The sequence below is a fragment of the Paraburkholderia sp. BR14320 genome, from assembly GCF_040948665.1.
GTDB classification, from domain to species: domain Bacteria; phylum Pseudomonadota; class Gammaproteobacteria; order Burkholderiales; family Burkholderiaceae; genus Paraburkholderia; species Paraburkholderia youngii.
The window spans coordinates 150167-172100 of record NZ_JBFPKG010000007.1; the positions used below are offsets into that span (position 1 = coordinate 150167).

The 21934-nt window shown below is 60.1% G+C and carries 23 protein-coding genes; 7 read left to right on the forward strand and 16 right to left on the reverse strand.

What is annotated here, in order from left to right; translation table 11 throughout:
* Positions 1-2 precede the first annotated feature (2 nt).
* From AB3X89_RS10010 to AB3X89_RS10035, 6 genes are all read right to left on the reverse strand, one after another.
* Positions 3-1358, reverse strand: a complete 1356-nt coding sequence (locus AB3X89_RS10010; protein ID WP_368583122.1) for a sensor histidine kinase — start codon at positions 1356-1358, stop codon at positions 3-5.
* 22 nt (positions 1359-1380) lie between these two features.
* The gene (locus tag AB3X89_RS10015) at positions 1381-2772 is read right to left on the reverse strand and encodes a class I SAM-dependent methyltransferase (protein ID WP_368583123.1); all 1392 of its coding nucleotides are present in this window, start codon (positions 2770-2772) and stop codon (positions 1381-1383) included.
* A 575-nt stretch (positions 2773-3347) separates the two neighbouring features.
* Complete coding sequence (locus tag AB3X89_RS10020; RefSeq protein ID WP_013092622.1) at positions 3348-3755, reverse strand: DUF2000 domain-containing protein; 408 nt, start codon at positions 3753-3755, stop codon at positions 3348-3350.
* A 44-nt stretch (positions 3756-3799) separates the two neighbouring features.
* Positions 3800-4645 carry an AraC family ligand binding domain-containing protein gene (locus AB3X89_RS10025; protein WP_368583124.1) on the reverse strand — a complete coding sequence of 282 codons (846 nt, stop codon included), beginning with the start codon at positions 4643-4645 and terminating at the stop codon, positions 3800-3802.
* Between the two features lie 115 nt (positions 4646-4760).
* Positions 4761-5288, reverse strand: a complete 528-nt coding sequence (locus AB3X89_RS10030; protein ID WP_368583125.1) for a hypothetical protein — start codon at positions 5286-5288, stop codon at positions 4761-4763.
* A gap of 83 nt (positions 5289-5371) precedes the next feature.
* Positions 5372-5968, reverse strand: a complete 597-nt coding sequence (locus tag AB3X89_RS10035) for an isochorismatase family cysteine hydrolase (protein WP_368583126.1) — start codon at positions 5966-5968, stop codon at positions 5372-5374.
* A gap of 175 nt (positions 5969-6143) precedes the next feature.
* Here AB3X89_RS10035 and AB3X89_RS10040 point away from each other — a divergent pair, with 175 nt between their 5' ends.
* Together AB3X89_RS10040 and AB3X89_RS10045 are read left to right on the forward strand one after the other, a co-directional pair.
* Complete coding sequence (locus AB3X89_RS10040) at positions 6144-7139, forward strand: aldo/keto reductase (RefSeq protein WP_368583127.1); 996 nt, start codon at positions 6144-6146, stop codon at positions 7137-7139.
* A 93-nt stretch (positions 7140-7232) separates the two neighbouring features.
* Positions 7233-7631: a hypothetical protein gene (locus tag AB3X89_RS10045; RefSeq protein WP_368583128.1), complete on the forward strand. Its 399-nt coding sequence runs from the start codon at positions 7233-7235 to the stop codon at positions 7629-7631.
* Positions 7632-7641: 10 nt separating this feature from the next.
* Here the strand turns inward: AB3X89_RS10045 and AB3X89_RS10050 are convergent, their stop codons facing one another.
* Positions 7642-9276: a DHA2 family efflux MFS transporter permease subunit gene (locus AB3X89_RS10050; protein ID WP_368583129.1), complete on the reverse strand. Its 1635-nt coding sequence runs from the start codon at positions 9274-9276 to the stop codon at positions 7642-7644.
* Between the two features lie 209 nt (positions 9277-9485).
* Between AB3X89_RS10050 and AB3X89_RS10055 the strand changes: the two genes are divergently transcribed.
* On the forward strand, positions 9486-10727 hold the full coding sequence (locus tag AB3X89_RS10055; protein ID WP_368583130.1) for a cystathionine gamma-synthase family protein: 1242 nt from the start codon (positions 9486-9488) through the stop codon (positions 10725-10727).
* Between the two features lie 66 nt (positions 10728-10793).
* On the opposite strand, the gene AB3X89_RS10060 is transcribed toward AB3X89_RS10055, so the two are convergent.
* On the reverse strand, positions 10794-11162 hold the full coding sequence (locus AB3X89_RS10060) for an NUDIX hydrolase (protein WP_368583131.1): 369 nt from the start codon (positions 11160-11162) through the stop codon (positions 10794-10796).
* A gap of 241 nt (positions 11163-11403) precedes the next feature.
* On the opposite strand from AB3X89_RS10060, the gene AB3X89_RS10065 reads away from it, so the two are divergent.
* Complete coding sequence (locus tag AB3X89_RS10065) at positions 11404-12315, forward strand: CHAD domain-containing protein (protein ID WP_368583132.1); 912 nt, start codon at positions 11404-11406, stop codon at positions 12313-12315.
* A gap of 36 nt (positions 12316-12351) precedes the next feature.
* On the opposite strand, the gene AB3X89_RS10070 is transcribed toward AB3X89_RS10065, so the two are convergent.
* Positions 12352-12705: a hypothetical protein gene (locus AB3X89_RS10070; protein WP_368583133.1), complete on the reverse strand. Its 354-nt coding sequence runs from the start codon at positions 12703-12705 to the stop codon at positions 12352-12354.
* Between the two features lie 350 nt (positions 12706-13055).
* Complete coding sequence (locus AB3X89_RS10075; RefSeq protein ID WP_368583134.1) at positions 13056-13697, reverse strand: glutathione S-transferase family protein; 642 nt, start codon at positions 13695-13697, stop codon at positions 13056-13058.
* 230 nt (positions 13698-13927) lie between these two features.
* On the opposite strand from AB3X89_RS10075, the gene AB3X89_RS10080 reads away from it, so the two are divergent.
* On the forward strand, positions 13928-14194 hold the full coding sequence (locus tag AB3X89_RS10080) for a hypothetical protein (protein ID WP_368583135.1): 267 nt from the start codon (positions 13928-13930) through the stop codon (positions 14192-14194).
* Between the two features lie 218 nt (positions 14195-14412).
* On the opposite strand, the gene AB3X89_RS10085 is transcribed toward AB3X89_RS10080, so the two are convergent.
* Positions 14413-16017, reverse strand: coding sequence for a hypothetical protein (locus tag AB3X89_RS10085; protein ID WP_368583136.1), 1605 nt, complete (start codon positions 16015-16017; stop codon positions 14413-14415).
* An 843-nt stretch (positions 16018-16860) separates the two neighbouring features.
* Here AB3X89_RS10085 and AB3X89_RS10090 point away from each other — a divergent pair.
* Positions 16861-18279: a UbiA family prenyltransferase gene (locus tag AB3X89_RS10090; RefSeq protein WP_368583137.1), complete on the forward strand. Its 1419-nt coding sequence runs from the start codon at positions 16861-16863 to the stop codon at positions 18277-18279.
* Positions 18280-18399: 120 nt separating this feature from the next.
* On the opposite strand, the gene AB3X89_RS10095 is transcribed toward AB3X89_RS10090, so the two are convergent.
* The 5 genes from AB3X89_RS10095 to AB3X89_RS10115 all read right to left on the reverse strand — a co-directional run bounded on the left by AB3X89_RS10095 (position 18400) and on the right by AB3X89_RS10115 (position 21041).
* The gene (locus AB3X89_RS10095) at positions 18400-18816 is read right to left on the reverse strand and encodes a plastocyanin/azurin family copper-binding protein (protein ID WP_368583138.1); all 417 of its coding nucleotides are present in this window, start codon (positions 18814-18816) and stop codon (positions 18400-18402) included.
* Between the two features lie 284 nt (positions 18817-19100).
* A complete protein-coding gene (locus tag AB3X89_RS10100) occupies positions 19101-19817 on the reverse strand; it encodes an O-methyltransferase (protein ID WP_368583139.1) in 717 nt (238 codons plus the stop codon).
* A gap of 22 nt (positions 19818-19839) precedes the next feature.
* Positions 19840-20136 carry a 4Fe-4S dicluster domain-containing protein gene (locus AB3X89_RS10105; protein WP_368583140.1) on the reverse strand — a complete coding sequence of 99 codons (297 nt, stop codon included), beginning with the start codon at positions 20134-20136 and terminating at the stop codon, positions 19840-19842.
* A gap of 2 nt (positions 20137-20138) precedes the next feature.
* Positions 20139-20447, reverse strand: coding sequence for a hypothetical protein (locus AB3X89_RS10110; protein WP_368583141.1), 309 nt, complete (start codon positions 20445-20447; stop codon positions 20139-20141).
* A gap of 12 nt (positions 20448-20459) precedes the next feature.
* Positions 20460-21041 (reverse strand): RNA polymerase sigma factor, encoded by a 582-nt coding sequence (locus AB3X89_RS10115; protein WP_368583142.1) that lies wholly within the window; start codon positions 21039-21041, stop codon positions 20460-20462.
* A gap of 138 nt (positions 21042-21179) precedes the next feature.
* Between AB3X89_RS10115 and AB3X89_RS10120 the strand changes: the two genes are divergently transcribed.
* Positions 21180-21917: a transporter substrate-binding domain-containing protein gene (locus AB3X89_RS10120; protein WP_368583143.1), complete on the forward strand. Its 738-nt coding sequence runs from the start codon at positions 21180-21182 to the stop codon at positions 21915-21917.
* Positions 21918-21934: the final 17 nt, after the last annotated feature.

Sequence of the window (21934 nt, forward strand, 5' to 3'; positions counted from 1 at the left end):
TCTCAGGGTGCGGGCGACAAATCGAAACTGAACGCAGCCCAACTTCCCAGCTCGCTCTCAGCAAACAGCAGGCCGCCATGGCGCTCGATCACCGCATAGCTGATCGACAATCCGAGGCCCAGGCCCTGTCCCACTTCGCGGGTGGTAAAGAACGGTTCGAACACGCGCGCGATATTCTCCGGCGCGATGCCCGGCCCATTGTCTTTTACCGTCACGTGCAGGCGCTCTTCCGTCCATCTGACGTTGACGTGAATCGCCGGCGCGGGCGTGCCCGCCTTGCGCATCGCCAGCACCGCGTTCGACAGCAGGTTGATCAGCACGCCGATGATGGCCGCCTCGTCGCCCTGCACCAGCGTATCCGCGGGCAGCTCGCGCGTTACGGTGACGCCGCGCAATTCATGCCCGACGAGCCGGATCGCCGAATCGAGCGCTTTTTCGAACAGGAATGGTGTGCCCAGCTCCGCCTCGGCGCCGGGCTTGCGATACGCGAACGTCTTCAGGTCCGACACGATGTGCTGGATGCGCTGCATGCCCTGCCGCGCATCGACCAGGCATTCCTGCAGCGTCGGCTCCTTCTTCGCGATCGGCTCCTCCAGCGCAACCTCGATCGCCATCAGGCAGAAGTTCACCGGGTTGTTCACTTCATGCAGCAGGCCCGCCGCGAGCGTACCGATCGCCGCCATTTTTTCCTGCTGCAGCAGTTGGCCCTTGATGTCGAGCAACTGCCGATTGATCACTTCGAGCTCGGCGTTCTTCGCGGAGACCTCCGCGTTTTTCTCGGACACCTCGGCCTTCAGGCGAAACAGCATGAAGCGCACGCGTTCGTTGAAGAACGTGTAGACCGCACTTGCGGCCGCGGCGAACAGAAGCAGCAGAACATTGACGGTCATCGTGCCGAGCGGCACACCGCCATGCGGAGGCAACAGGCAGGCCAGCAGATACAGCAAGCAGGACAGCACGCCGAACACGAGGTTTTGCCACAAGCCGAATGGCAACGCAATCCCGGACGCGAAGATGGCCAGATTCAGGCCCATGTAGTAGGGCGACAGAACACCGTCGGTGCGCCAGATCATCCATGAAATCATCGCCTGCGGCAGCAGCAGCCAGGACAGCGTCAGCCATGGAGTAAGCCGTCGCCCCATGTCGGTGTCGAGCAAGGCGACGATACCGCCGATCATCAACGACACGAGCAGTCGCGCGAGCGCGAACGACGTCTGATACTGCGGATACTGCGCGTAATCCAGCCCCACGCCGAGCAGCACGAGCGCAATCGCGGTGCACGCGCCGCCCCGGCTGAACGTGACGCGAAAGTCGGCCAGCTCGGTTTGATAGCCGCTCTGCAGGGGACTGATAGTCATGGACAGGGATGTCGACACGGTTTCAGAGGATCGTTGCTTCCGCGAACACATTCACCCCGGTCTCGTCGACGTAGAGCTTCTGGTCAGTGGAGTTGGGGGGAAGCAGCGAGCTCATGCCGCTCTCGTTCCGATAGATCAGGTACCACTCGAGCAGATGCTCCATCCCGTACTTCTCCGGATTCGCGGAATGGACGTTGGTGACCAGCAAGTGGCCGCCGGGTCGGGTGCGAGCGGCAAAGTAACTGAGCAGACGTGCGCAGACCTTGTCCGACAGATAGTCGAACAGACCGGCGCAGTACACCGCGTCGAATTCGCGCGCGGACGGGTCCGTTGAAATCTTACGCTTGAGCAGGTCGTGCACCGACTGATGCACCATTTGCACCGAGACTTTATGGCCCGCGGCGTGTGCCGAGCTGTCGATCGCGTCCTTCGTAAAAGCGAGCGTTTCCTCGCTGAAGTCGACCAGCTCGAACGACAGCAGCTCCGGATGCGGATACTCACGCACGAAGCGCTGGATCTCGAAAGCGGGCCCGCAACCGACGTTGAGGATGCGGAACGGTCTGCCGGCCGCGCGCGCCGCCTCGGCCTGCCGCGTCAGAAAGTCGATCAGCAGCTTGATGCGGTTGCGGTGCGCGGTTGCGACCGCCGCCTGCAGGAACGCGGTATTGACGATCTGGAAGTAAGTGGTCGGCCCCTGTTGCGGATCGCTGAGGATCTGATTGACCATCTCGTAGTCGCCGGCATAGCCGAGCGGCTTCGTGAAGGTGCGGTAGACGAACGGCGCGCGCAGCAGCAACGGATGCAGCGCTGATTGCGCGTACGTGCGATGCACGGGTGCGATCTCCGCGTCGACGCGCTCGGCCTCTTCCTCGAGACGGTCGAGATAGAACTTGATCTTGAGCATGATCGGCGTGGCGAGCTCGTAGAACAGGTCCTCGCGCAGCCTGCCGCCTTCGCTCTTCGGCAAGCTCTCGGTCAGGTCGACCTGCTCCACCCAGCGCGACACTTCCGACAGGAACGCGCGCATCTCGTTCACGACGATCTGATAGTCGCGGCGGATATTGAAGCGCGCGTCCCAGTCGCTAATAAAGAGTTCTGCTTCCCGGCCGACCGACTTCGCTTCATTGGGCAGAACGCTCAGCTCGCGCCATTCGTCGATGAGTGCCAGTGAAACCACCGCGGTCAGACCGGTGTTCACCAGACTCACCACCACCGCCTTGCCGAGATAGGCATTCTTGGTGCCCATGCGCACGCTCAGCTCGCTTAAGACCTCGCTGACCTGCACGATGGAATAAGGGTTATAGACCTCCATGACCAAAGACTTTCTCTGGAGGTTAATGATCGTCCCACGCACATGCTCGCGCTGCGAGTTGCGGAAGCTGACCACCGGGTCGATTTGCGTTTGAGAGTACACGGTATTAGTACCTGAGGAATCCGGGAACGCAGCAGGGTGTTGGAGAAGTCCAGTGAATGGCTGCCGCACGCACGACACCAGCGACAAGTCGTGGACGCGTTTCAAACCAAAATTGAGCCGGAAACACCAAAGCCCTTTGCCAGAATGGCTCCAGCGGCTTGCAGTGTAACATCAACAGATTCAATTCTCACTGAGGTTAAATTCCGGTTGAAACGTATACGCAAGGTTTTCTTGCGAGCATGTCCATGCTATAGAAAGCCGTTTTTGCAAAGAATAGTTTGAAACGAGTTGGCGACCGCATTGGCGCAATCGCCGACAATTCGTTTCCCGACAAAGACTTGCAATCGCATTACCACGACGGCGACACGATCCGCTATAGAGGGGGTGCGTTACTTGTGCCTTTCCGTTCTATGCCCGTTGGATAGACCGGCGCTTTGACGCAATACCGCTTCGAGACTCGAAACGATGTCAAATGAAGGGCAATTGATGCCTTGTGCATTCGCCGAATAAGCTTTTTTTTGTTTTAACGCAATTCACGTCCGGCGCGGCAAACGTTTCTCTTTTCACTCGTCGACTCATTCGTGCAAGGCCAAACCTTTCACGGCCTTGTCGACGGCTTTCTTCGGTCCGTGCAGCGCAAGACCGACGAGGTCGAGATTCGCCGCGTCCTCGGCGCGAAACACTGCGCGGTTCGCCGCGTCATGCCCCGTCGAAAACATCGCGTGCACATACGGCACGATTCTGAGCTCGCGCGACAGCGCCTGCCGATGCGCACCTTGCAGACCGGAGCGGTCGGCGGCGAACACCATCATCGGCTGGCCGAGCATGCGGCCGTAGCGGTGCCCGGCGGCATCCTCGTAGGGCTCGCCCAGCGCATCGGGCGCCGCGGCCGCGACGCCGGTCGCGAGAAACGCGACCACATTGAGCTTCTGCCAGACCGCGAGATCGCTGCGCACGATCAGCGCCACTTTGGTATCGAACATGATGACTCCTCGTTGAGCCGCTCATGATCGACGATGCCGCGCAATCAGTCTGGAACGTTTGTGCACATCTGCCGGTACGCGGCTGGCGTCATCCGGTACGCGCGACGGAACCAGCGGCCGAGATGGCTCTGGTCGGCGAAGCCGACTTCGGCCGCGACCTGAGCGGGCGTGCGCCCGGCGGCGAGCAGGCGCCGCGCGGCGCGCAGGCGCAGGCGCACCAGATACGCGTGCGGCGACGTGCCGAACGCGCGCTGAAACAGACGCGTCAACCTGAACCGGTCGATGCCGGCAAGTTCGGCGAGTTCGTCGAGCCCGAGATTGCCGTCCATCTGTTCGTGCAACAGCTCGCGCACCCGCGCGATCGCGGGCGACGCGGCGGCGTCGCCGGTGAGCGGCGCGTCGCGCAACTGTGCGCCGAGTCGCAGCAGCAGACGATCGAGCGCCTGGTCGCGCGCGAGCCGGCCCTCGTTGCCGTGAATCGCGACGAACGCCTGGCGGATCGCATCGACGAGCGCACGGTCATCGACGAGCGTATGGCCAAACGCCGCTTCGACGCCGGCCAGCCCCGGCAAGTCGAGCCGGCGCGCCGCGCGCTCGACCCAGGCTTGCGGCAGATACAGCATCGCGTACGTGAAGCCGCCCGCCTCGGGCGCGTGGCCGTCATGCAGTGCGCCGGGCTCGATCAGGATCGCGCGGCCCGGCACGCTCGTGTGCAACGACCGATGACACTGGAAGCGTTGCACGCCCTGCTCGGTGTAGCCGATCAACATGTCGTCGTGATCGTGCGGATCGTACGCATGGCCGCTGAAATGCGCGCGCAGACTTTCGATGCCGGTTTCGGCATCGCGGCAGGCGGTTAGCCAGTTGGCGGGATCGGGTGGAGTGAGCATGGGTTTGCGCTGGCCGGCCGCGGGCGATGCGGCCAGCGGATAGTGTACGGCAGCGTGGGAATTGGGATCGAGGCTCGCCAGCGCCAGGCGCTTGCGAAGCGAGCCGCGCCCGGGTTCACGGCTTCTTCGAGCGCGGCGGCCGGGCGTTGACGAACGGGTTGTAGCCGTGCGGGCTCGCGGGCCGATCCGGTTGTTGGTTCGCGCGGCGGCGCTTGCCGGATGGTTCGTTGCCGGACAATTGCGCAAGCAGTTCTTGCGATTCCGCTGCCGTTTCCGTCCGCGTTTCCGTCTGCGTTTCCGCTTCCGTTTCATCCGCCGGCGGTACGGCTTTTCTACCGCGTCTCGCGGGCTTCGGTTCGGCTTGCGAGGCGACGCCCGCGATGTGTTCGATCACGGACATGAAGGATGCCGATGCCGATCGAAGCGGCTGTCCGGGCAGCATCGTCAGCGCGACGATTTCGTGCAGTGAACGGCCATCTACGGAACGGCCCTGCACGGTGCCACGCCAGTCGACATTCGCTTGTGCGAAAGCGCCGACGACACGTTCGAGCACGGCCGGCGATAGCACCCCGCCGTCGTAGAGGCGGATGACGACGCTCTCGAAAATCTGAAACGAGCTGATGTCCGATGCTTTCGGCGCCACGGTTTGTCGCCTGGTGGGTTGGTCTTCCGGTTTCGATCAGCAAATCACATGCCGAAGCGACGGGTCGAGTCGTCGGTATCGGTCTACGCGAGCAGCAGTAAAGCGTCCGCCAGTGACAGCACCGTGGTGCGTGAATCGAATGCGGTTGCAAACAAATGTTCATGGACCACCTGGTCCGGGTCGTAGCAGCAATCCTTGACCGTGTACAGGCGGAAGTCGGCGTCGCTCGCGTACGCGACCGAGGAAAGCACGACTCCGGTCGACGCGATGCCGACCATGATCAGCGAATCGATACCTTGCGCGGAAAGTCTCGCCTCCAGATCAGTGCCGAAGAACACGCTCGCACGATGCGCGATGACGAGCGGTTCGTTGGCCTGCTGGCCCAACTCCGGCGCGGTCCGGTCTTCGAGGAACAGGCCAAGTCTTTTGATTCCCTGCCCATTCCTGTTCAACGGGCTGACTTCCGGATAGCCCGGACTGAACCGGAGATTGGCGAAATAGACGCTAACGCCTTTGGCGCGGGCCGCGTCGCATAACCTGCGCGTATTGGCGAGCAACGCCGGCGCGACCGATGGAAACAGTCCGAGAATGTCGGTCTGGTAGTGCATCACGATAAGCGCGGTTCCCGATGGCGTGATGGCCTCGTTCGCGATGTGGTCAGAACCTGCGTTGGTTGTCATTGCGCCACCTTTATTCCGGTTCCACGTCCTGTTGTCAGAGCGGCCGTTTCGATGCCGTGGCAATCATACGCCCCCCGTCCGCTTGCTACACTACGTACCAAGGTCGCCGGCACTCCCGCAAGGGTAATGAAGCACCTGCGACGTAACTTCGCAAATACAGAGGATGAGCATCCAAATGACGCTTTCGACGAGAAAATTTGGTCGTACCGGCTGGAATGTGTCTGAAATCGGTTTTGGGGCATGGGCGATCGGCGGCTCGTGGGGCAGCGTTGCGGAAGATGACGCCAAGGCCGCGCTGAACGCCGCGCTCGATAACGGTGTCACGTTCATCGACACCGCCGATGTCTACGGCGACGGTCGCTCGGAACGGATCATCCGGGACGTGCTGCGGCAACGAGGCGGCGAACGTCCCATCGTCGCCACGAAGCTCGGGCGCCGACTCGACCCGCATGTGACCAGCGGCTATCTGAACAAGCGCGAACTCGAAGCGTTCATCGACCGGAGCCGCGCGAACCTCGGCGTCGACACGCTCGACCTGGTGCAACTGCATTGCCCGCCGACCGAGGTCTACTACCGTCCCGAAGTGTTCGACGCGATGGACGACTTCGTCGCCGCCGGCAAGATCCGCTATTACGGCGTGTCGGTCGAAAAGGTCGAAGAAGCGCTGAAGGCGATCGAATATCCGAATGTGGTTTCGGTGCAGATCATCTACAACATGTTCCGTCAGCGTCCCGCCGATCTGTTCTTCAGGCAGGCGCAAAAGAAAGACGTTGCGGTGATCGCGCGAGTGCCTCTGGCGAGCGGCATGCTCACGGGCAAGCTGTCTGCGGAATCGGTTTTCGCGTCGGACGATCATCGGGCATTCAATCGGCATGGCGAGGCGTTCGATGTCGGCGAAACGTTCTCCGGCGTGCCCTACGACGTCGCGTTGAAGGCGGTCGACGAACTGCGCGGCCTCGTACCCGTGGACGCCTCCATGGCGCAGCTGGCCCTGCGCTGGATCCTGATGGAGGATGCCGTCTCCGTCATCATCCCTGGCAGTAAAAACGCGGCACAGGCGGCGTCGAACGTATCGGCCGCGAACCTCGCGCCGCTGTCCGACGAGCTCATGCAGCGGGTCCGGGAAATCTATCAGCACCATATCGCGCCCCACGTCCACCAGCGCTGGTAAAGGCAACGCGGTGGCGGCTTCGCCGCGGGCGCATTCGACATGCCGCGAGCACTCGGAGTAAATTGTGCTGGCACCTCGACTCTGGAGAACCTCATGACAGACATCGCACTTGCACGCAAAGATGCTTGCCTCGCAGTGGTTCATGCGGTATTGACGGACTTGAGCGACGACAGCAATCTGATCGGCGCGGCGCTGCGGGTTGCGGATTACCTCGTCGATGATCTCGAAGGCAAGATCACCGAGACCGACGCGATCCTGCTCGCCGTCACCGCGCTAACCAAGGTCAATCGCGCGATTCGCGAGTGGAACGACGTGGACGGCAACGACATGGACGCGATGAGAGTCGCGGACTTCGTCATCGATGAACAAATGAACGGGTACGACAGCGCAACCATTCCGCATCAGCCTACTTCGTCAGCGGAAAGAATCGAGGCGCGAGCGGCCGCGGTGATCCGGCCGACGGGGTCGCCGGTACGGCCCGTTCACCACTGAGCTTCGACTTTCACTGCGGGCGCGCTACCGCCGCCCGATTCATCGGCTGGAGGGTGGCCATCGCCAGCCCCGCTCCGGCGAACGCACACGCGGCGCAGACGAGCGCGACGGCGCGCAGCGCGTCGGTCATCGAATCGGCTTGCGCACGCGCCACGGCTGCGTCGCGCGGCGCAGGCGAGGCGCCCGCTGGCGCTCCCGCTTGCTCGACCGGCGCCAGCAGTTGACCGCTCTGGCGCGCATCTTGCGGTACGTGCAGTTCGTCGAGGCGCGCCGATAGCGCCGCGTGATGCGACCACACGAAGACGATGCCGAGCACCGCAATCGCCAGCAAGCCCGCCACGCGCGCAACCGCGTTGTTGATGCCGGACGCCACGCCTGTGCGGTCGCTCGGCACCGCGCCCATCACGGTCGTGGTGAGCGGCGCGACGGTGATCGTCATGCCGAGCCCGAGCACGACGAGCGCGGGGAAAAATCCAGTCAAGTAGCTGCCGCGCACGAACGGCAGCGCCAGCAGCGTGAAGCCCATTCCGGCTACGGCCGGGCCAACGGTCAGCAGCGCACGCGCACCGAAGCGGCTCGTCAGACCGCCGGTGAAGCGCGATAGCAATCCGATGATGAAAGGCACCGGCAACAGCGCCGCGCCCGCTTGGGTCGCGGTGAAGCCATGCGCGCGGATCAGCGTGAACGGCAGGAAGAAGAACGCACCGCCAAGGCCGAAGTAAAGCAGCAGGGTGACGAGGTTGGCACCGGTGAAGTCGCGCGAGCGAAACAGGTCGAGCGGAACCATCGGGTTGGGGCTGCGCGCTTCGATGATCACGAATGCGGCGAGTATCAGCACGCCGGCGCCAATCGCACCGAATACGAGCGGATGCGCGAAGCCACGCGCCGACGCCTCGGTCAGGCCGAAGGTCAGCGCGGCGAGTCCCGTGGCCGCGCTCAGTGCGCCGGGCCAGTCGAGCTGTCGAGGCGCATCGGCCCGGTGGCTGTTGGGCACCGCCAATATCGCGAGCGCGATCGTCAGCGCCGCAAGCGGGACGTTCAGGAAGAAGATCGCGCGCCACGACCACGCGTCGACGAGCCAGCCGCCCGCCACCGGCCCCACGGCCGACGTGATCGCGCCGACGCCGGCCCAGGTGCCGATCGCCCGTCCGCGCGCGGCGTCGTCGAACACCGCGCCGATAATCGCGAGACTGCTGGGCACGAGCAGTGACGCGCCGATGCCCTGAACCGCGCGCGCGGCGACCAGCGCAGACGCATTCGGTGCAAACCCGCAAGCGGCCGACGCCAGCGTGAAAAGCCCGACGCCCGCAATGAACACCGTGCGCCGGCCGAGTTTGTCGCCCATCGATCCGCCGACCAGCACGAGCGAGCCGAGAAACAGCAGATACGCGTTGACGACCCACTGCATCGCCGCGACGCTCGCGCCGAGTTCGCTTTGAATGGACGGCAACGCGACGTTGACGACGGAGCCATCGACGAACGCCATGCTCGAACCAGCGATGGTCGCGGCGAGCGCGAGCCGCTTGCGCCGGCACGGGCGGTCAATCGTGAGGGGCTGTGTGCGGATGACGAGCTCGTCGCACGGACTCGCCTGTGCGGCAATGATGCGCGCCGTATTCGGCTTACTGCCTGGATGATCCGGCATGGCCACGTTTCCTCCAGTGCTGATCCATGGAGACTTAAAGCCTGTGCGTGCCACCGGGGCTAGTCAACCCCGCAGCGCAACATCGCCGAGCGCGTTTTGCCCATTCGGAGCGCCCGGCGCCGCCCGGCGGGACGCTAAAGACTTCGCCGGCGCACGGTTACAGGCGATAATCGGTCGGAAGCAATCGATCTGAAAAAGGCGGAGAAGGAATGGACAAGCAAGGTTTCACCACTGGCATCGTTCACGGCGACAGAATCGCGGGCACTGAGCACGGCGCCTTGCGTCAGCCAGTTCATACGTCCGTGCAATATGGTTTCGAGCGCGTCGAGGACCTGATCGGCGTGTTCCAGGGCACGAAGAAAGGCGGCTTCAATTACGCACGGCAGGGCACCCCCACCACCGCCGCGCTCGAGCGCAAAATCACCAGCCTCGAAGAAGGCGTCGGCACGGTGTGCTTCAGCACCGGCATGGCCGGCATCACCGCGACGTTCCTCACGCTGCTGCGCGCGGGCGATCATCTGGTGTCGAGCCGCTACGTGTTCGGCAACACCAACAGTTTGTTCGGCACATTGCGGGCGCTCGGCGTCGAAGTCACGACCGTCGACGCGTGCAACCTCGACGACGTGAAGAACGCAATCCGGCCGAATACGCGCATGGTGTTCGTCGAGACCATCGCGAATCCGGGCACGCAGATTCCGGATCTGCAAGGCATCGGTGACGTGTGCCGCGAGCGCGGCATCGCATACGTGGTCGACAACACGATTACCTCGCCCGCATTGTTCAAGCCAAAGGCGGTCGGCGCGAGCCTCGTCATCAACTCGCTGACGAAGACCATCGCGGGTCATGGCGCCGCGCTCGGTGGCGCGGTGACGGATACGGGCCTGTTCGATTGGAGTGCGTATCCGAATATCGCCGACGACTATCGGCGCTCGGCGGCGAAGGATCAGGGGCTTCTGCAGATCCGCAAGAAGGGCCTGCGGGACATGGGGGCGTCACTGTCGTCCGAGCAGGCGCACTCGATCGCGATGGGCGCGGAAACGCTCGCCTTGCGCGTGAAACAGAGCAGCGACAATGCGCTCGCGCTCGCGCAGTTTCTCGAGGGGCACGATGCGATCGGCAAAGTGTTCTATCCTGGCCTGAAGAGCCATCCGCAATACGAGATCGCTCAGACGCTGTTCAAAGGCGCGTCGTGGCTGTTGTCGTTCGAGTTGCTCAACGCGGATCGCATGATCGAAGTCGTCAACGCGCTCAAGCTGCCGGTCAAGGCGACCGGTCTCGGCGACACGCGCACGCTGATCATTCCCGTTGCGCCGACGATCTTTTTCGAAGCCGGGCCGGAAACGCGCAAGGCGATGGGCATTTCCGACGGCATGCTACGGCTCTCGGCAGGCATCGAGGATATCGACGACCTGATTGCCGATTTTGCGCAGGCGCTGAAGTTGGCGGCGTAGTTGGCGGGACTTTGAAATTGGAGCGAGGCTGGTGCGCCGGTCTCGCTCGCCTGACTGCCGGCAGGGCTACTTCCTGCGCCGCTGATTCATCAGCTTCACGATATCGGTTGTCGGCCCGCTAGTCACGAGGCGAGGAATATCATCCAGGTGAAACCAGCGACACCTGGATATTTCGTTACTCGGGCGAGCTTTGGCGCGATTTGGAATTTCGCAGAAAAACACGTGATGGTGCTTCTGCTTGCCGCGGAAGTCGAATAGGTGCTTCGCCGACTTCCCGGAGAGTTGTGTTTCTTCCTTGAGTTCCCGAAGTGCGGCGTCGGTGCGGTGCTCGCCGCGCTTAAGAATCCCGCCCGGCAAAGCCCACTTTGATGCACTACGTGCGACCAGAAGGATTCGCTTACCTCTGCGACAGATCACGGTGGCGCGCTTCTTCAAACCGAACTCCCACTTATGCCCTGGATGCTCTCAAGACGCTCACGACGCGGCGGCGTATCGGGCGTTATCAGACATAGTTGAGCATGCTAATACAGAACCGCAGAATGCGGTGATGTTTTCGAAGCGAGGACTGTGAACGCGCGGCACGTCAAAGCCTGTCATCAGCGCGTCACAATCGCGGCGGTCGAAGCTCCCTGTGGTAAGGTCTCGGCAGTATATTTTTTTCCGACTCGAGGCTGCAATGGATATGGATGGTGACTGGTCCTTGCCACGGCCGAATGCGCTCTTCAAGGTCAACCGCCGGACGGCCGGTTCATCACTGTCTAAAACCAGTTCCATCGCCAGTACCTTCTCCTCGCTCGCGACGCCGGTGGTGGCTGAAGCCGTGCAAAGGGCAAAAGAGCTATCCACGCAGAGCGACGCAGAAGGGTTTCATCAGCTTCGCGTTGCTTTCAGAAAGCTTCGGGCTTTGTACTGGGCGTACTCCCCGTACCTCGGAGACGAATCGACCGCTCGAGCCACAGAAGAATTCAAGCGTCTTGCGGCCGTCGCAGGCGGAACGCGTGACTGGGACATAGCAGGCGATCTGTTGAAAGCCGCCCAGCAGTCCGGCGCCTCGATCGAACCGCTGGTGGCCGCGGCGCGCGAGAGGCGAGCGCAGGCGGTAGTGCATAGTCAAACGATGATCAAAAGCGACGACGTCGAAGCGTTCCTGAACGATGCCCTGCTTCGCGCGCAAACCACACTGCTGTCGCGCTGCGACGGTCTACCCATTCGGGCGTTCGCCGAAAAGCGGGTCCGTTTAGCGCAGCGCGCACTTCAAAAGCGCAGCAAACGCGCTGCACTTAGCGTGGAAACCCACGAGGAGGATCTCCACGATGTCAGAAAGGCAGGCAAAAAACTGAGGTACCTGCTGGAGTTTTTTCAACCGGTTATCAAAGGCGGACACGGTCGCACCATCAAGGAACTGACATCCGTGCAGAACAAGCTGGGGCAGTTCAACGACATTGCCGCAAGCGAAGCGCTGATTCGCAACGCGTCCTTTAATGAAGTTCCGCCCGAGGTCGTGCAGGAATCGCTGCAATGGTTGGAAAAACAGAAGTTACAACGGATGCAGGCGGCATCGCGACAGGTACGAGCTATCTCTAGCTGAGACGGGCCCAATCAGTTCGTTGACGATCGCTTTGCGTCATCTCCCGAATAGCTGCGATTTGCGCCACGCTGCAAATGCGTCTTTGATGTAGGCATTGCCGGGTTTGTCGGCGAGCGCATATGCCTGCTGTTCGGTCATCCAGTACCGCTCGCTAGCGGCATCGTACTGGAGATAGTCAGAAGCGGCGAAGTCGGCCAACCACTCGCGCACGCAACAGACTTCTGTTTTGGTTATGTCTGCAAGCTCTTCTGCCGACGACGGATTTTCAGCAAGCGCTGCAAAGAGTGCCAGTCTATTGCTGGCATCTATCGTGGATGCGTAGATGACCGGTTCACGGCGATGATGAATTGCGCTATAGAACCTGGCAAACTTCCCGGTATAGATAGCCATGACGGCCTCCTCACCTTGCATAGGTGCAAAGACGGGTCGACGGGATCGTCCACTGGATCAGATCAATTGCGGCGTCGGATCGGGGACATGAAAAGTCGGATGTCGCAAGTGTGCGGGCAACGCCGGAATGAGAAAAGCTAATTTAGCTAAACTCAACTAAGAAACGTTAATGTGCTGGTCTGCGTGTCGCTGTGTAGCCCAACGCGCTTCCACGGACTTCCTTTCGATCCAGATGGACACTACCCGCGAAGAGCCAAACGCAATCCACCGACACGCGAGACTAAAAGGCAACAGCCCCAGCTGATGACAATACGAACATTGCGTTCGATGCCGCGGACGACAGCGTCCTGTCAAGACGACTCGACCGGGGGCAGTTCAGGCGCGTCGAGCCCGGCGAATGGATCCTTCCAGGCGGGAATCTCCATGAGCCGCGCGTGCCACGCTTCCACGCGTGAAAAATCGGCAAGCGGCAGGCCGGCGAGTTCGGCGAACGGGAGTACGCATGCGAGGCGGAAATCGGCATAGGTGACTTCATCGCCGACGAGCCAATCCCGGGCCGCCAGATGCCGCTCCAGAATCGCAGCCGACGACGCGAATTCGCTCAGCCCCGCCTCCACCACGTCGCGCCGGACCGGACCGAGGCCGTAACGCTGCTTCGTCACCCGTTCGAAATGAACCTGATCGCAGGCACGCACGAAATTCCAGTAGCCCCAACTGATCCAGCGGATCACGTCCGGCATGGTGTCGCCGGTCGGCCAGAAGTCTGACCCGGCGAGGCGCGAAAGCCGGCAGGCGATCGCGTCCGCTTCCCACAGCGTCGCCTCCCCTTCGACAAGAATGGGAACGCTCAGGTTTGGATTGAGCTTGATGAACTTTTCGCGCTCGCCGGGCGAGAACGGAGAAGCGAATTCATACTCGACCGGCGAGTTCAAATAGCGCGCCACGGCAACGGCCAGACGTGGATTGTAGTTGCGGCTGAAATAGAGCTTCATGCGCGTTTGTTCGCTTGAAGAATGCGGTAGGAGTGAATTTCTCTTGCTTTGTTGAAATGCGATTGGATTGTAGAGCCCTAAATCCGATTGGCAAAAAAGCCCCGCGGGCAGGCTGAATCGGACGGCATCGGACTCAGCCCGGCCAGGCGCGAGCGTTCGACATCTATTGCCGCTGGAATGAACTATGATCTTTGCATATCCGCAAAACGAGCATTGGAGGCCCTAACACCATGGCTCAATATCGTTCAGTAGGCGGGCTTTTTACTTTGGAGCCAGAGCAAACGATCACCTGGACCACGGCAATCGGCGGCGGGCTCGACGGAGGTGTCGTTGTGCAAGCGCCAAATATCATCGACGATGTGATTGGCAGCGATGTGCTTGTGACCGTCAATCAGGGCGTGATCGCGACTAATAGCGGTCTGAATTATACGATTACGATCACAAATCCCGGTCCGCGTCCGGTTCCGCACAATCTGAATATCCAGGACTGGAACTGAAATGTCGAAAATCTCGGTCATCAGCCAAAAAGGCAGATTGGTAGGAACCTGGATACCGCCGCACAACGCAAGGTCCGGGGTGCCGATTTCAGTCCCCGTAGCCGGGCCCGATCAGACTCTTCACGAAATCGACATCGAGAACCCGGAATCCTTCGTGCGCCGGAAAGCTCTTCCTGAGTTGCATAAGTTGGTCAGGCAGCGTTTGGGGCTCAAATAGCCTACTTCTTCATTACCATCATCTCGTCGAAGTTAACGGGACAACCCGAATCGGCCGGATGCCTTCCCGCCGCGATAACAACGAGACGGTCGTCGCGCAAATCCGCTTCCCAATTCATCTCCGAAGATGCCAGCAATACTGGTTCTTCACCGCACATCGTGCGCACCGCAGCCACCTGGTTTTTGTAGTGCGACTCCTTCAGCAGGAGGTAGCCCGTAACGCTTGCCGCAGCGAGGAGCGAGTTCGCTATGCCGAAGGCGACTACTATATGAAATGGCTTTCGAGCGGATGAAAATCCCGCAATGACCAGAAATGGGACCAAATAAAACATCGGGACGTAGCGGGCCCACCACGCTTGCGGATGTAGCAGGACGCTCGCCAACGTTGCGAGAAGAAATATCTTCACAATTTCACCGCCGCCTCTCTTCCTCCAGAACAAAGAAGCGATGCACGCAATAAACATAACTCCGAAGAAGGGCCCAAATGCTCCGAAACGTGAAGCAGTCGTATGCAGTGCGATAAACGCGTCGCGCAAGTGGGTGTATGACGGGACAAAGGTAGGCTCCGCGTTCTCGCACGGCCTGCAATCCAGCGGCAGCGAGAAATACGACAGGAAAATCCTCTGCAAAGGATCCATCGCAAGAAAGTCTGCTGACACTTTTCCACCGATGATATCGACCTTGTCGCTGCCCAGCACGGGGTAGAAAATGTGTTTTCCAGCGACTATGTTCTCCACGTACGGCGAATAGCCGATCACTGCGACAGCGACAAGAGACCAGATGGCCAGCTGTCCTATAACTCCGCGGTTCTGAGTCAGAAAGCGTCTCTTTTCGCCGCCAATAAACGCCGCAGTGAAGAGAACAGCAATCGAGATGGCGGCGAAGGCGGGCCCTGTCAGCTTGGCGCCGATCAGAAGCACGAGTGCGATACCTAGTTGAACTCTGGAATAAGGCCTATGCTTGAGCGCGAAAAGCAAATGGACAGAAAAGATGAGCCAGCAGAAGTAATGTGCAGCGTCGACATAGAAACTCGTCACCTGGCCGAGCACTACCGGGTTATAAACGCAGCAAGCCGAGGCAATCAGCGAAGCTCTCGCAGATATTCCCGCCGACTGGAGCAAACGCATTAGAGCAGCGCAGGCAGGAACACTGAGCAATAGCGTAAATGACTTTCCACTATTGAATCGCGAAGCCAGAACCTTGGCCGTGTACGCAAAATACTCAAATGCTTTGGGGTAGTGTTCGGCCCAGAAGCTTCCGCCCAATGCATCGGTATCGGCAATGCCGTTGAGGGTGTGGTCTATCGATAGCGGTGTCGCGACGTGGTAGTTCAAGCCGTCGAAACTGAATTCTCGCAGGAATCCGAACGCAAACAACACCACCGCGATGAATAGTATCGTAACGATCGTGGTGCGCCATTCGAAACGGGAAACATAGCCATATATGACGACGGCTACAACGATGGCAAAGGCCCAGATTCCTGCCAGCACGCCGCTATTGATGTCGAAGTTGTAGAGGATAGCTGCGTATAGTGACGAGCCGAATACGAAGATGAGAATCTGGTCGCACAGCTGCGTCCAGTTCACACGTTCGAGGGCGGCTTGCATCCTCATCGATCTCCGCGTGGAGTTCACACGCTGAATGGCGTCTTTCGTCATCGTGGAAATACGGGCCTTCTCTGGTTGATGGAGACCCTCGTTCGTCGACGCATGCTCGCCCTCTACCAAGGTCACCACTCTGAGCGTCGAAGCATGCCCACGACAACACAAAAGGCCGGGGTTGGGATGAACGAAGTAGAAGAGAAACGATAGCGATGTCGAACAATGCCGATTATGGGCACTTGTATGGCGCTGCACAAGCTCGCATTGCGCGAACAGCCAAGGCACTTTCCTGCTGTCTGAGCGCCGCACAAGTAACGAAAATCGATGGTGGTCGCTCGAAGTCGAGGCGTGCACCCGCACGTGGAGTGTGTTCCACGTTATCGGCCAATATCACCACATTCCAGGCCCCTGTCACAACGCTTAGAGCCGGCACGTCTATGCTCGCTGCAGGTTCTAACGTTTCGCTGCGGCGCAGCGAGCAGGCGATAGCCTGTGATTGGCTTCATTGTCCGCGCACGAATCTGTCGTGCTAACGCTATCGACAGGTCGATGCGATCAGACAACGGTCGAGTGCATGACGATCACGATCTTCATGCAGGGAGCATTCGCCCGCCCTTCACTGCAGCATGCCGGGTTCCAGGCGGAGTTGCGCTTCTCAAATCGAAAAATTCACTGGAATCAGTAGATCTTCGTGGCTGGCAGAGCCGACGATTTGGCCCGCGACTCCTCTACAACGCCATGAAAGTTGAGAACCCGACCGAGCGGACGACGACGCAGAAATGGGTCGCGCGGCTTTGCATTGCTCAAAATTAGGAAGGTTGATGCAGATTCAGGTCCATCGAGGTCACCATGGCTGCCATTCCACTTTGTGTTGACCTGGACGGGTCACTGACGTACAGCGATCTTCTGATCGAGTCGTTTCTCGCCCTCGTCAAACGAAATCCGCTCTATCTGCTTTATTGTTTGGAATGGATGCTGCATGGAAAGGGTTATCTGAAAGCGCAGATAGCCGAGCGGGCCGCAATCGACGTGTCACTCCTGCCATACAACCGACGCCTGATCGACTTCCTGAAGAAAGAGAGCGCGTCCGGCCGCGACCTCTATCTCTGCACTGCAGGGAATCGACGGTTTGCCGAACAGATCGCGTGTCACCTCGGATTCTTCAAAGGGGTGATGGCGAGTAACGAGTCGATCAATCTGACAGGCACGAACAAGGCGTCGGCTTTGACGGCCGAGTTTGGCGTACAAGGGTTCGACTATTGCGGAAACGCGCGAGCCGATCTGCCGGTGTGGAAGCAGGCGCGCACGGCGATCGTCGTTGGAGGAAAGAGCATTCAGTCGGCCGCGCGGAAGGTGAATCAAACCACGGTCATCTTCGATAACAAACGGTCTCTCTTCAGACTGACCGTACGGGAAATGCGCGTCTATCAGTGGGTGAAAAATCTGCTGATCTTCGTGCCGCTTCTTGCGTCGCATCGCTTCACGAACTTCGACGCACTGAAGGTTTCCGGCATCGCATTTCTTTCGTTCTGTTTATGCGCGTCTTCGGTATATATATTGAATGACATGCTCGATCTCGACGCGGACAGGCGCCATAGTCGCAAGTGCAAACGTCCGTTTGCCTCAGGCGAGTTGCCGCTGGTTTGCGGCATTGGCATGTTGTTCGTCCTGTTGCTGGCGTCGGCGAGCCTCGCGGCGGTTTTCCTGCCGCCGTCGTTTCAGCTCGTGCTGGCGTGTTACGTCGCGATGACGCTCGCTTATTCGTTCCACCTGAAGCGGGTGATGCTCGTGGATGTCTTCACGCTGGCTGCGCTCTATACCACCCGCATCGTGGCTGGGGGCGCGGCGGTCGATGTCGTGCCGTCAGACTGGCTAATCATGTTCTCGGTGATGATATTCCTCAGTCTCGCGCTGGTGAAGCGCTATACCGAACTCGACAAAATGCAGCGGGAGGGTACGGACTCCACGTCTGGCCGAGGCTATCTCACGGCGGACATGAGCATCGTGCGCTCGTTTGGACCCGCAGCGGGCTATGTGGCGGTGCTCGTTCTTGCGCTCTACATGAGTTCTGACGCCGTCACGGGGTTGTATCGTCATCCCCACAGGCTTTGGATCTTCTTTGTTCTCGTGCTGTACTGGATCAGCCGCGTCTGGATGGTAGCGTTCCGAGGACAGATGCATGACGACCCGATCGTGTATGCGTTCAGGAACCGTGCTAGCCTGGTCATCATGATACTTTGCGTAGCCGCAGTCCTTTTTGCGATTTGATCAAACGCTGGCTCTTTATTCTGCGCCCAGCCATATATGCACAGAACCACGGGTCCGCAGCGGCTGTCACCTAATGAAGGCGAACACGTTTGCGGTGGCTCGCTCGTGAGTAAGCATGCTCTACGGCGTGACGACAAGCGCCGTGTGCATTCCCGCCGCATAGTGTCCCGCCTTATTGCAGATTAACGCGTAGTGGCCAGGCGCAAGCTTGAAGGACACGCGCTTGCTCTTGCCCGGCGCGATGTCTTCGACTTCCCCGATCTTATTCAGCCTGCGCTCCAGCACCTGTCCTTTGCTGACGGGGAGTGCATCGTCCGAGAGATCTGTCTTGAGCACGACGAGTTCGTGTTCCATGTTGTTGCCCGCAGCATTCTTGACTTCAAGCGTGATGCGACCCGCCTTGACGGTGTGCGTCCCGAGCTGGATCGAGTCCGATAGCAATGTTGCGTCAACGGTTTGCTCCGCCCAGCTTGCATGCGATGTCATCCCGAGCACGAACACACCTGCGAGGATGGTGATTCTGTAAGTGGCATACATGGCGCCCTCCTTTTCAGCGGTATATCGCGCATGCCCGACGTCGAACGATTGCCGCGGCCAATTCATCGGACAAGCAGATACCCCTGCCTGTGCGATGGCATGAGCGCTTTGTGCATTGCGCGATACGTGCAGTAAACGTGTGCGGTGGGAGGCTTATTCCGTAAGCCCGCTGGCGTGTGTTTGAGTAAGGCGTCCGCGGAATACCCGGCAAAGCCCTTTCCGCGCCGGGAAAGAGCGTTTTCGCCTGCATGCCTTTTCGTTCAAGCACATGAACCGAAGTCTGCCTAAGACACGACAACGGTAAATTCGACCCCCGATTCAAAGTTCAACGTCGTGGTCGAAAAGCGCGAATCGTCGTCGAGGTAGCGCTTGTATGGCCGAACGGCGTCCTCGGCTGTGTACATATTGTCGGCGAGAACGATCGACCCCGGCCGCAGCAGGCGCTCGATCCGCTTGAACAGATCCAGATAGCTGTCGGCCCATACGTCGATGAACACCATGTCGAAAGTACCGTCCAGTCCGGCAACGGTCTCGAACACATCGCCCTCCCGCACGTCGACATAAGCGTCTACGCCCGCCATTCCGACATGGGCCCGAAGTTGTGCGCACTTGCCAGCATCGAGTTCAGTCGCGACAACCATGCCACGGCCTAACATGCGAAGAGCCTCGGCGAAATACAGCGTGGACACCCCGCAGGAACTGCCCAGTTCGAGGATCCGAACTGGTTTGTGCGAAAGCACCATGTTGCGTAAAAACCTTCCCGTTTCCGCCGACACTGCTAACGATAAAGGCGTGCCTTGCGACGATTCGAAATCTTCGCTGGATAGTCCGAGCGTTTCGAGAAATCGTCCACGGAGTCGCGGCGCGAGGGTTTCATAATCCTCCGACAGAGTCAGAAACTCCTCACTCGATCCCCGGAATTGCGCGCGTGCGTGCGCTATCACCTCTGTCTGACTCTGTTCGTGAAGCCGTCGCAGAAGATCTGTGGTTGATGAAGCCATATGCGCTCCTTGACGTGTACCGCTATGCCGTTCTGGCGAGCTTGATTGCGCCTTCGGGGCACGCCGCCACACATAGACCGCACGACCGGCAGGCCTGTGCGTTCGGTGTATAGGCGACTTTCATTCCATGCACGCGTAGCTTGAGGCGATGCATCCAGTCGAGGCCGAGATAGTCGATGTCATCGATGCGCCGGACCTCGAATACATTCTCGGGGCAAACCTCCAGGCAATCGCCCTTGCCTTCGCAACGCTTCAGGTCGACGACCGGCGCAATCACGCCCGGCTGCTGTTTGCAGTCGACCGTCGATTCCTCGCGCATGTTCAATCTCCGTCGCGCCGGTCACGGCCCGATCGCCAGGTCGCCTGGAAATGCTCGCGCTCTTCTGGCGTCATCGCTTCCCATTTTCGCCAGTGACGCCGTCCGCGCCAGCCGCCATGTCCGCGGAATCCGCCAAACAGGATGCGGCTCAAAACCAGCAAGCCCAGCGCATGCGCGAAATCGATCGCGCGGGCGCCAACGAATAGCGCCGGCATCACCCAGTTCCATAGCGTCATGACCACCAACCCGAGCACGGCTATGGCGACCACCTCGAGCAGCGCTTTACCCACGCATCTGATTCGAAACTTCATCCGTCGGCTCCTCTAAATATCCAGTTCGTCGTAAATGGCCTGCAGTCGGACGCGCAGATGCAAGACCGCGTATCGCTTGCGCGCGAGCAGCGTGTTGAGCGCGACGCCGCTTTCCGCCACCATGTCTTTGAAGGACCGCCCCTCCAGTTCGTGCGCGATAAATACCTCACGTTGATTCGGCGGCAATTCATCGAGCGCATCCTGCAGAGCCTTGAGCAATACAGCGCGAGCGTAGAGGGCTTCGGGACCTGCATCGTGCGCCGGTAGCGCGAGGTCGAGGCGATATTCACCGCTGGCGTCGTCCTCCGCCTCCGACAACTCCGCCAGCGGTTGCTCTTTCTTCTTGCGAAAACGATCGATGATGCGATTGCGCGCCGCGCGGAAAAGCCACGCGCTCGCCTGTTCGATTGGAGCGGGAAGCCGGTAAGCCTGCACGAATTCGTGGAACACATCCTGCAGGATGTCCTCGGCATCGTCCGGGTCGCGGATCCTACGCCGGATAAAATTGACGAGCCTCGTGCGCTCACGCACCACGGTCGCGGTGATGTCGCTGTCTCGGTCGGTCATCGGGTGCGAGGTGGGTGGCGGTTCCATGCGCCTGAAGACGTTTCAGCAGCGCGAATATTGTGGCGAGCGCGAAAAGTTTTTCCCTGAGAAACTGCCGATTCACGCGATGCAATGCGTAACAGGTTTGCGACCATTGCGTAACCGCAAGAAGTGGGAGACCCAGCGATGAAGGTCACGATTGCATACATCGAAGAACCCCCGTTCGGTTGGACGGAAACAGATGGTACCGCCACAGGCGCTGACATCGCTCTTGCCGACACGGTGCTTCGGGCGATCGGTGTCACCCGGATCGAGCATCGTCCGACATCGTTTAGCGAACTCCTACCCGGCGTCGAAGCTGGCAGGTGGGATATGAACGTTCCGCTATTCGTCACGCGTGAACGCGCCGATAGGGTCGCGTTCAGCGTCCCCGTATGGGGAATCGCAGACGGTTTTCTGGTTCGGACTGGAAACCCGAAAGCGCTCGACAGCTACGCGTCACTCGCCAAACGCGCTGACGCGCGCCTTGGCGTCATAGCCGGACAGGTTCAGCACGACTCGGCGAGAGCATCTGGCGTCAGCGAGGATCAGATTACCGTCTTCGAGCATCAAGCCGGTGCTATCGAAGCGGTGCTCTCCGGCGCCATCGATGCATATGCGAGCACGGCCTTGGGGAATCGGATCGTGGCGAACCGGATCGGAGGCTCGATGCTGGAGGCCGTCGAGCACGAACCGGCAACCAAGGGTCAGCAGCAGAAGCCGCCGCTCGGGGCATTCTCGTTCAAAAGAAGTAACGTCGATCTGATCCGGGCGGTAAACCAGACACTTCGTTCATATCTGGGCTCACCGGACCATCGGGTCCGCATGGCCGCATTCGGCCTGACACACAACGAGATCGAGCCCGTTCTCGCGGGTCGAGGATAAAGAATCCCGCCGCTCCC

Bases quoted from the DNA above. Each gene is read 5' to 3' on its own strand.
- AB3X89_RS10045 (WP_368583128.1), top strand. From the start codon at position 7,233: ATGACAGACATCGCACTTGCACGCAAAGATGCTTGCCTCGCAGTGGTT.
- AB3X89_RS10010 (WP_368583122.1), bottom strand. From the start codon at position 1,358: ATGACTATCAGTCCCCTGCAGAGCGGCTATCAAACCGAGCTGGCCGAC.
- AB3X89_RS10050 (WP_368583129.1), bottom strand. From the start codon at position 9,276: ATGCCGGATCATCCAGGCAGTAAGCCGAATACGGCGCGCATCATTGCC.
- AB3X89_RS10075 (WP_368583134.1), bottom strand. From the start codon at position 13,697: ATGAAGCTCTATTTCAGCCGCAACTACAATCCACGTCTGGCCGTTGCC.
- AB3X89_RS10115 (WP_368583142.1), bottom strand. From the start codon at position 21,041: ATGGAACCGCCACCCACCTCGCACCCGATGACCGACCGAGACAGCGAC.
- AB3X89_RS10105 (WP_368583140.1), bottom strand. From the start codon at position 20,136: ATGCGCGAGGAATCGACGGTCGACTGCAAACAGCAGCCGGGCGTGATT.
- AB3X89_RS10025 (WP_368583124.1), bottom strand. From the start codon at position 4,645: ATGCTCACTCCACCCGATCCCGCCAACTGGCTAACCGCCTGCCGCGAT.
- AB3X89_RS10040 (WP_368583127.1), top strand. From the start codon at position 6,144: ATGACGCTTTCGACGAGAAAATTTGGTCGTACCGGCTGGAATGTGTCT.
- AB3X89_RS10110 (WP_368583141.1), bottom strand. From the start codon at position 20,447: ATGAAGTTTCGAATCAGATGCGTGGGTAAAGCGCTGCTCGAGGTGGTC.
- AB3X89_RS10070 (WP_368583133.1), bottom strand. From the start codon at position 12,705: ATGGCTATCTATACCGGGAAGTTTGCCAGGTTCTATAGCGCAATTCAT.
- AB3X89_RS10080 (WP_368583135.1), top strand. From the start codon at position 13,928: ATGGCTCAATATCGTTCAGTAGGCGGGCTTTTTACTTTGGAGCCAGAG.
- AB3X89_RS10120 (WP_368583143.1), top strand. From the start codon at position 21,180: ATGAAGGTCACGATTGCATACATCGAAGAACCCCCGTTCGGTTGGACG.
- AB3X89_RS10090 (WP_368583137.1), top strand. From the start codon at position 16,861: ATGGCTGCCATTCCACTTTGTGTTGACCTGGACGGGTCACTGACGTAC.
- AB3X89_RS10055 (WP_368583130.1), top strand. From the start codon at position 9,486: ATGGACAAGCAAGGTTTCACCACTGGCATCGTTCACGGCGACAGAATC.
- AB3X89_RS10085 (WP_368583136.1), bottom strand. From the start codon at position 16,017: ATGCAAGCCGCCCTCGAACGTGTGAACTGGACGCAGCTGTGCGACCAG.
- AB3X89_RS10095 (WP_368583138.1), bottom strand. From the start codon at position 18,816: ATGTATGCCACTTACAGAATCACCATCCTCGCAGGTGTGTTCGTGCTC.
- AB3X89_RS10020 (WP_013092622.1), bottom strand. From the start codon at position 3,755: ATGTTCGATACCAAAGTGGCGCTGATCGTGCGCAGCGATCTCGCGGTC.
- AB3X89_RS10100 (WP_368583139.1), bottom strand. From the start codon at position 19,817: ATGGCTTCATCAACCACAGATCTTCTGCGACGGCTTCACGAACAGAGT.
- AB3X89_RS10035 (WP_368583126.1), bottom strand. From the start codon at position 5,968: ATGACAACCAACGCAGGTTCTGACCACATCGCGAACGAGGCCATCACG.
- AB3X89_RS10065 (WP_368583132.1), top strand. From the start codon at position 11,404: ATGGATATGGATGGTGACTGGTCCTTGCCACGGCCGAATGCGCTCTTC.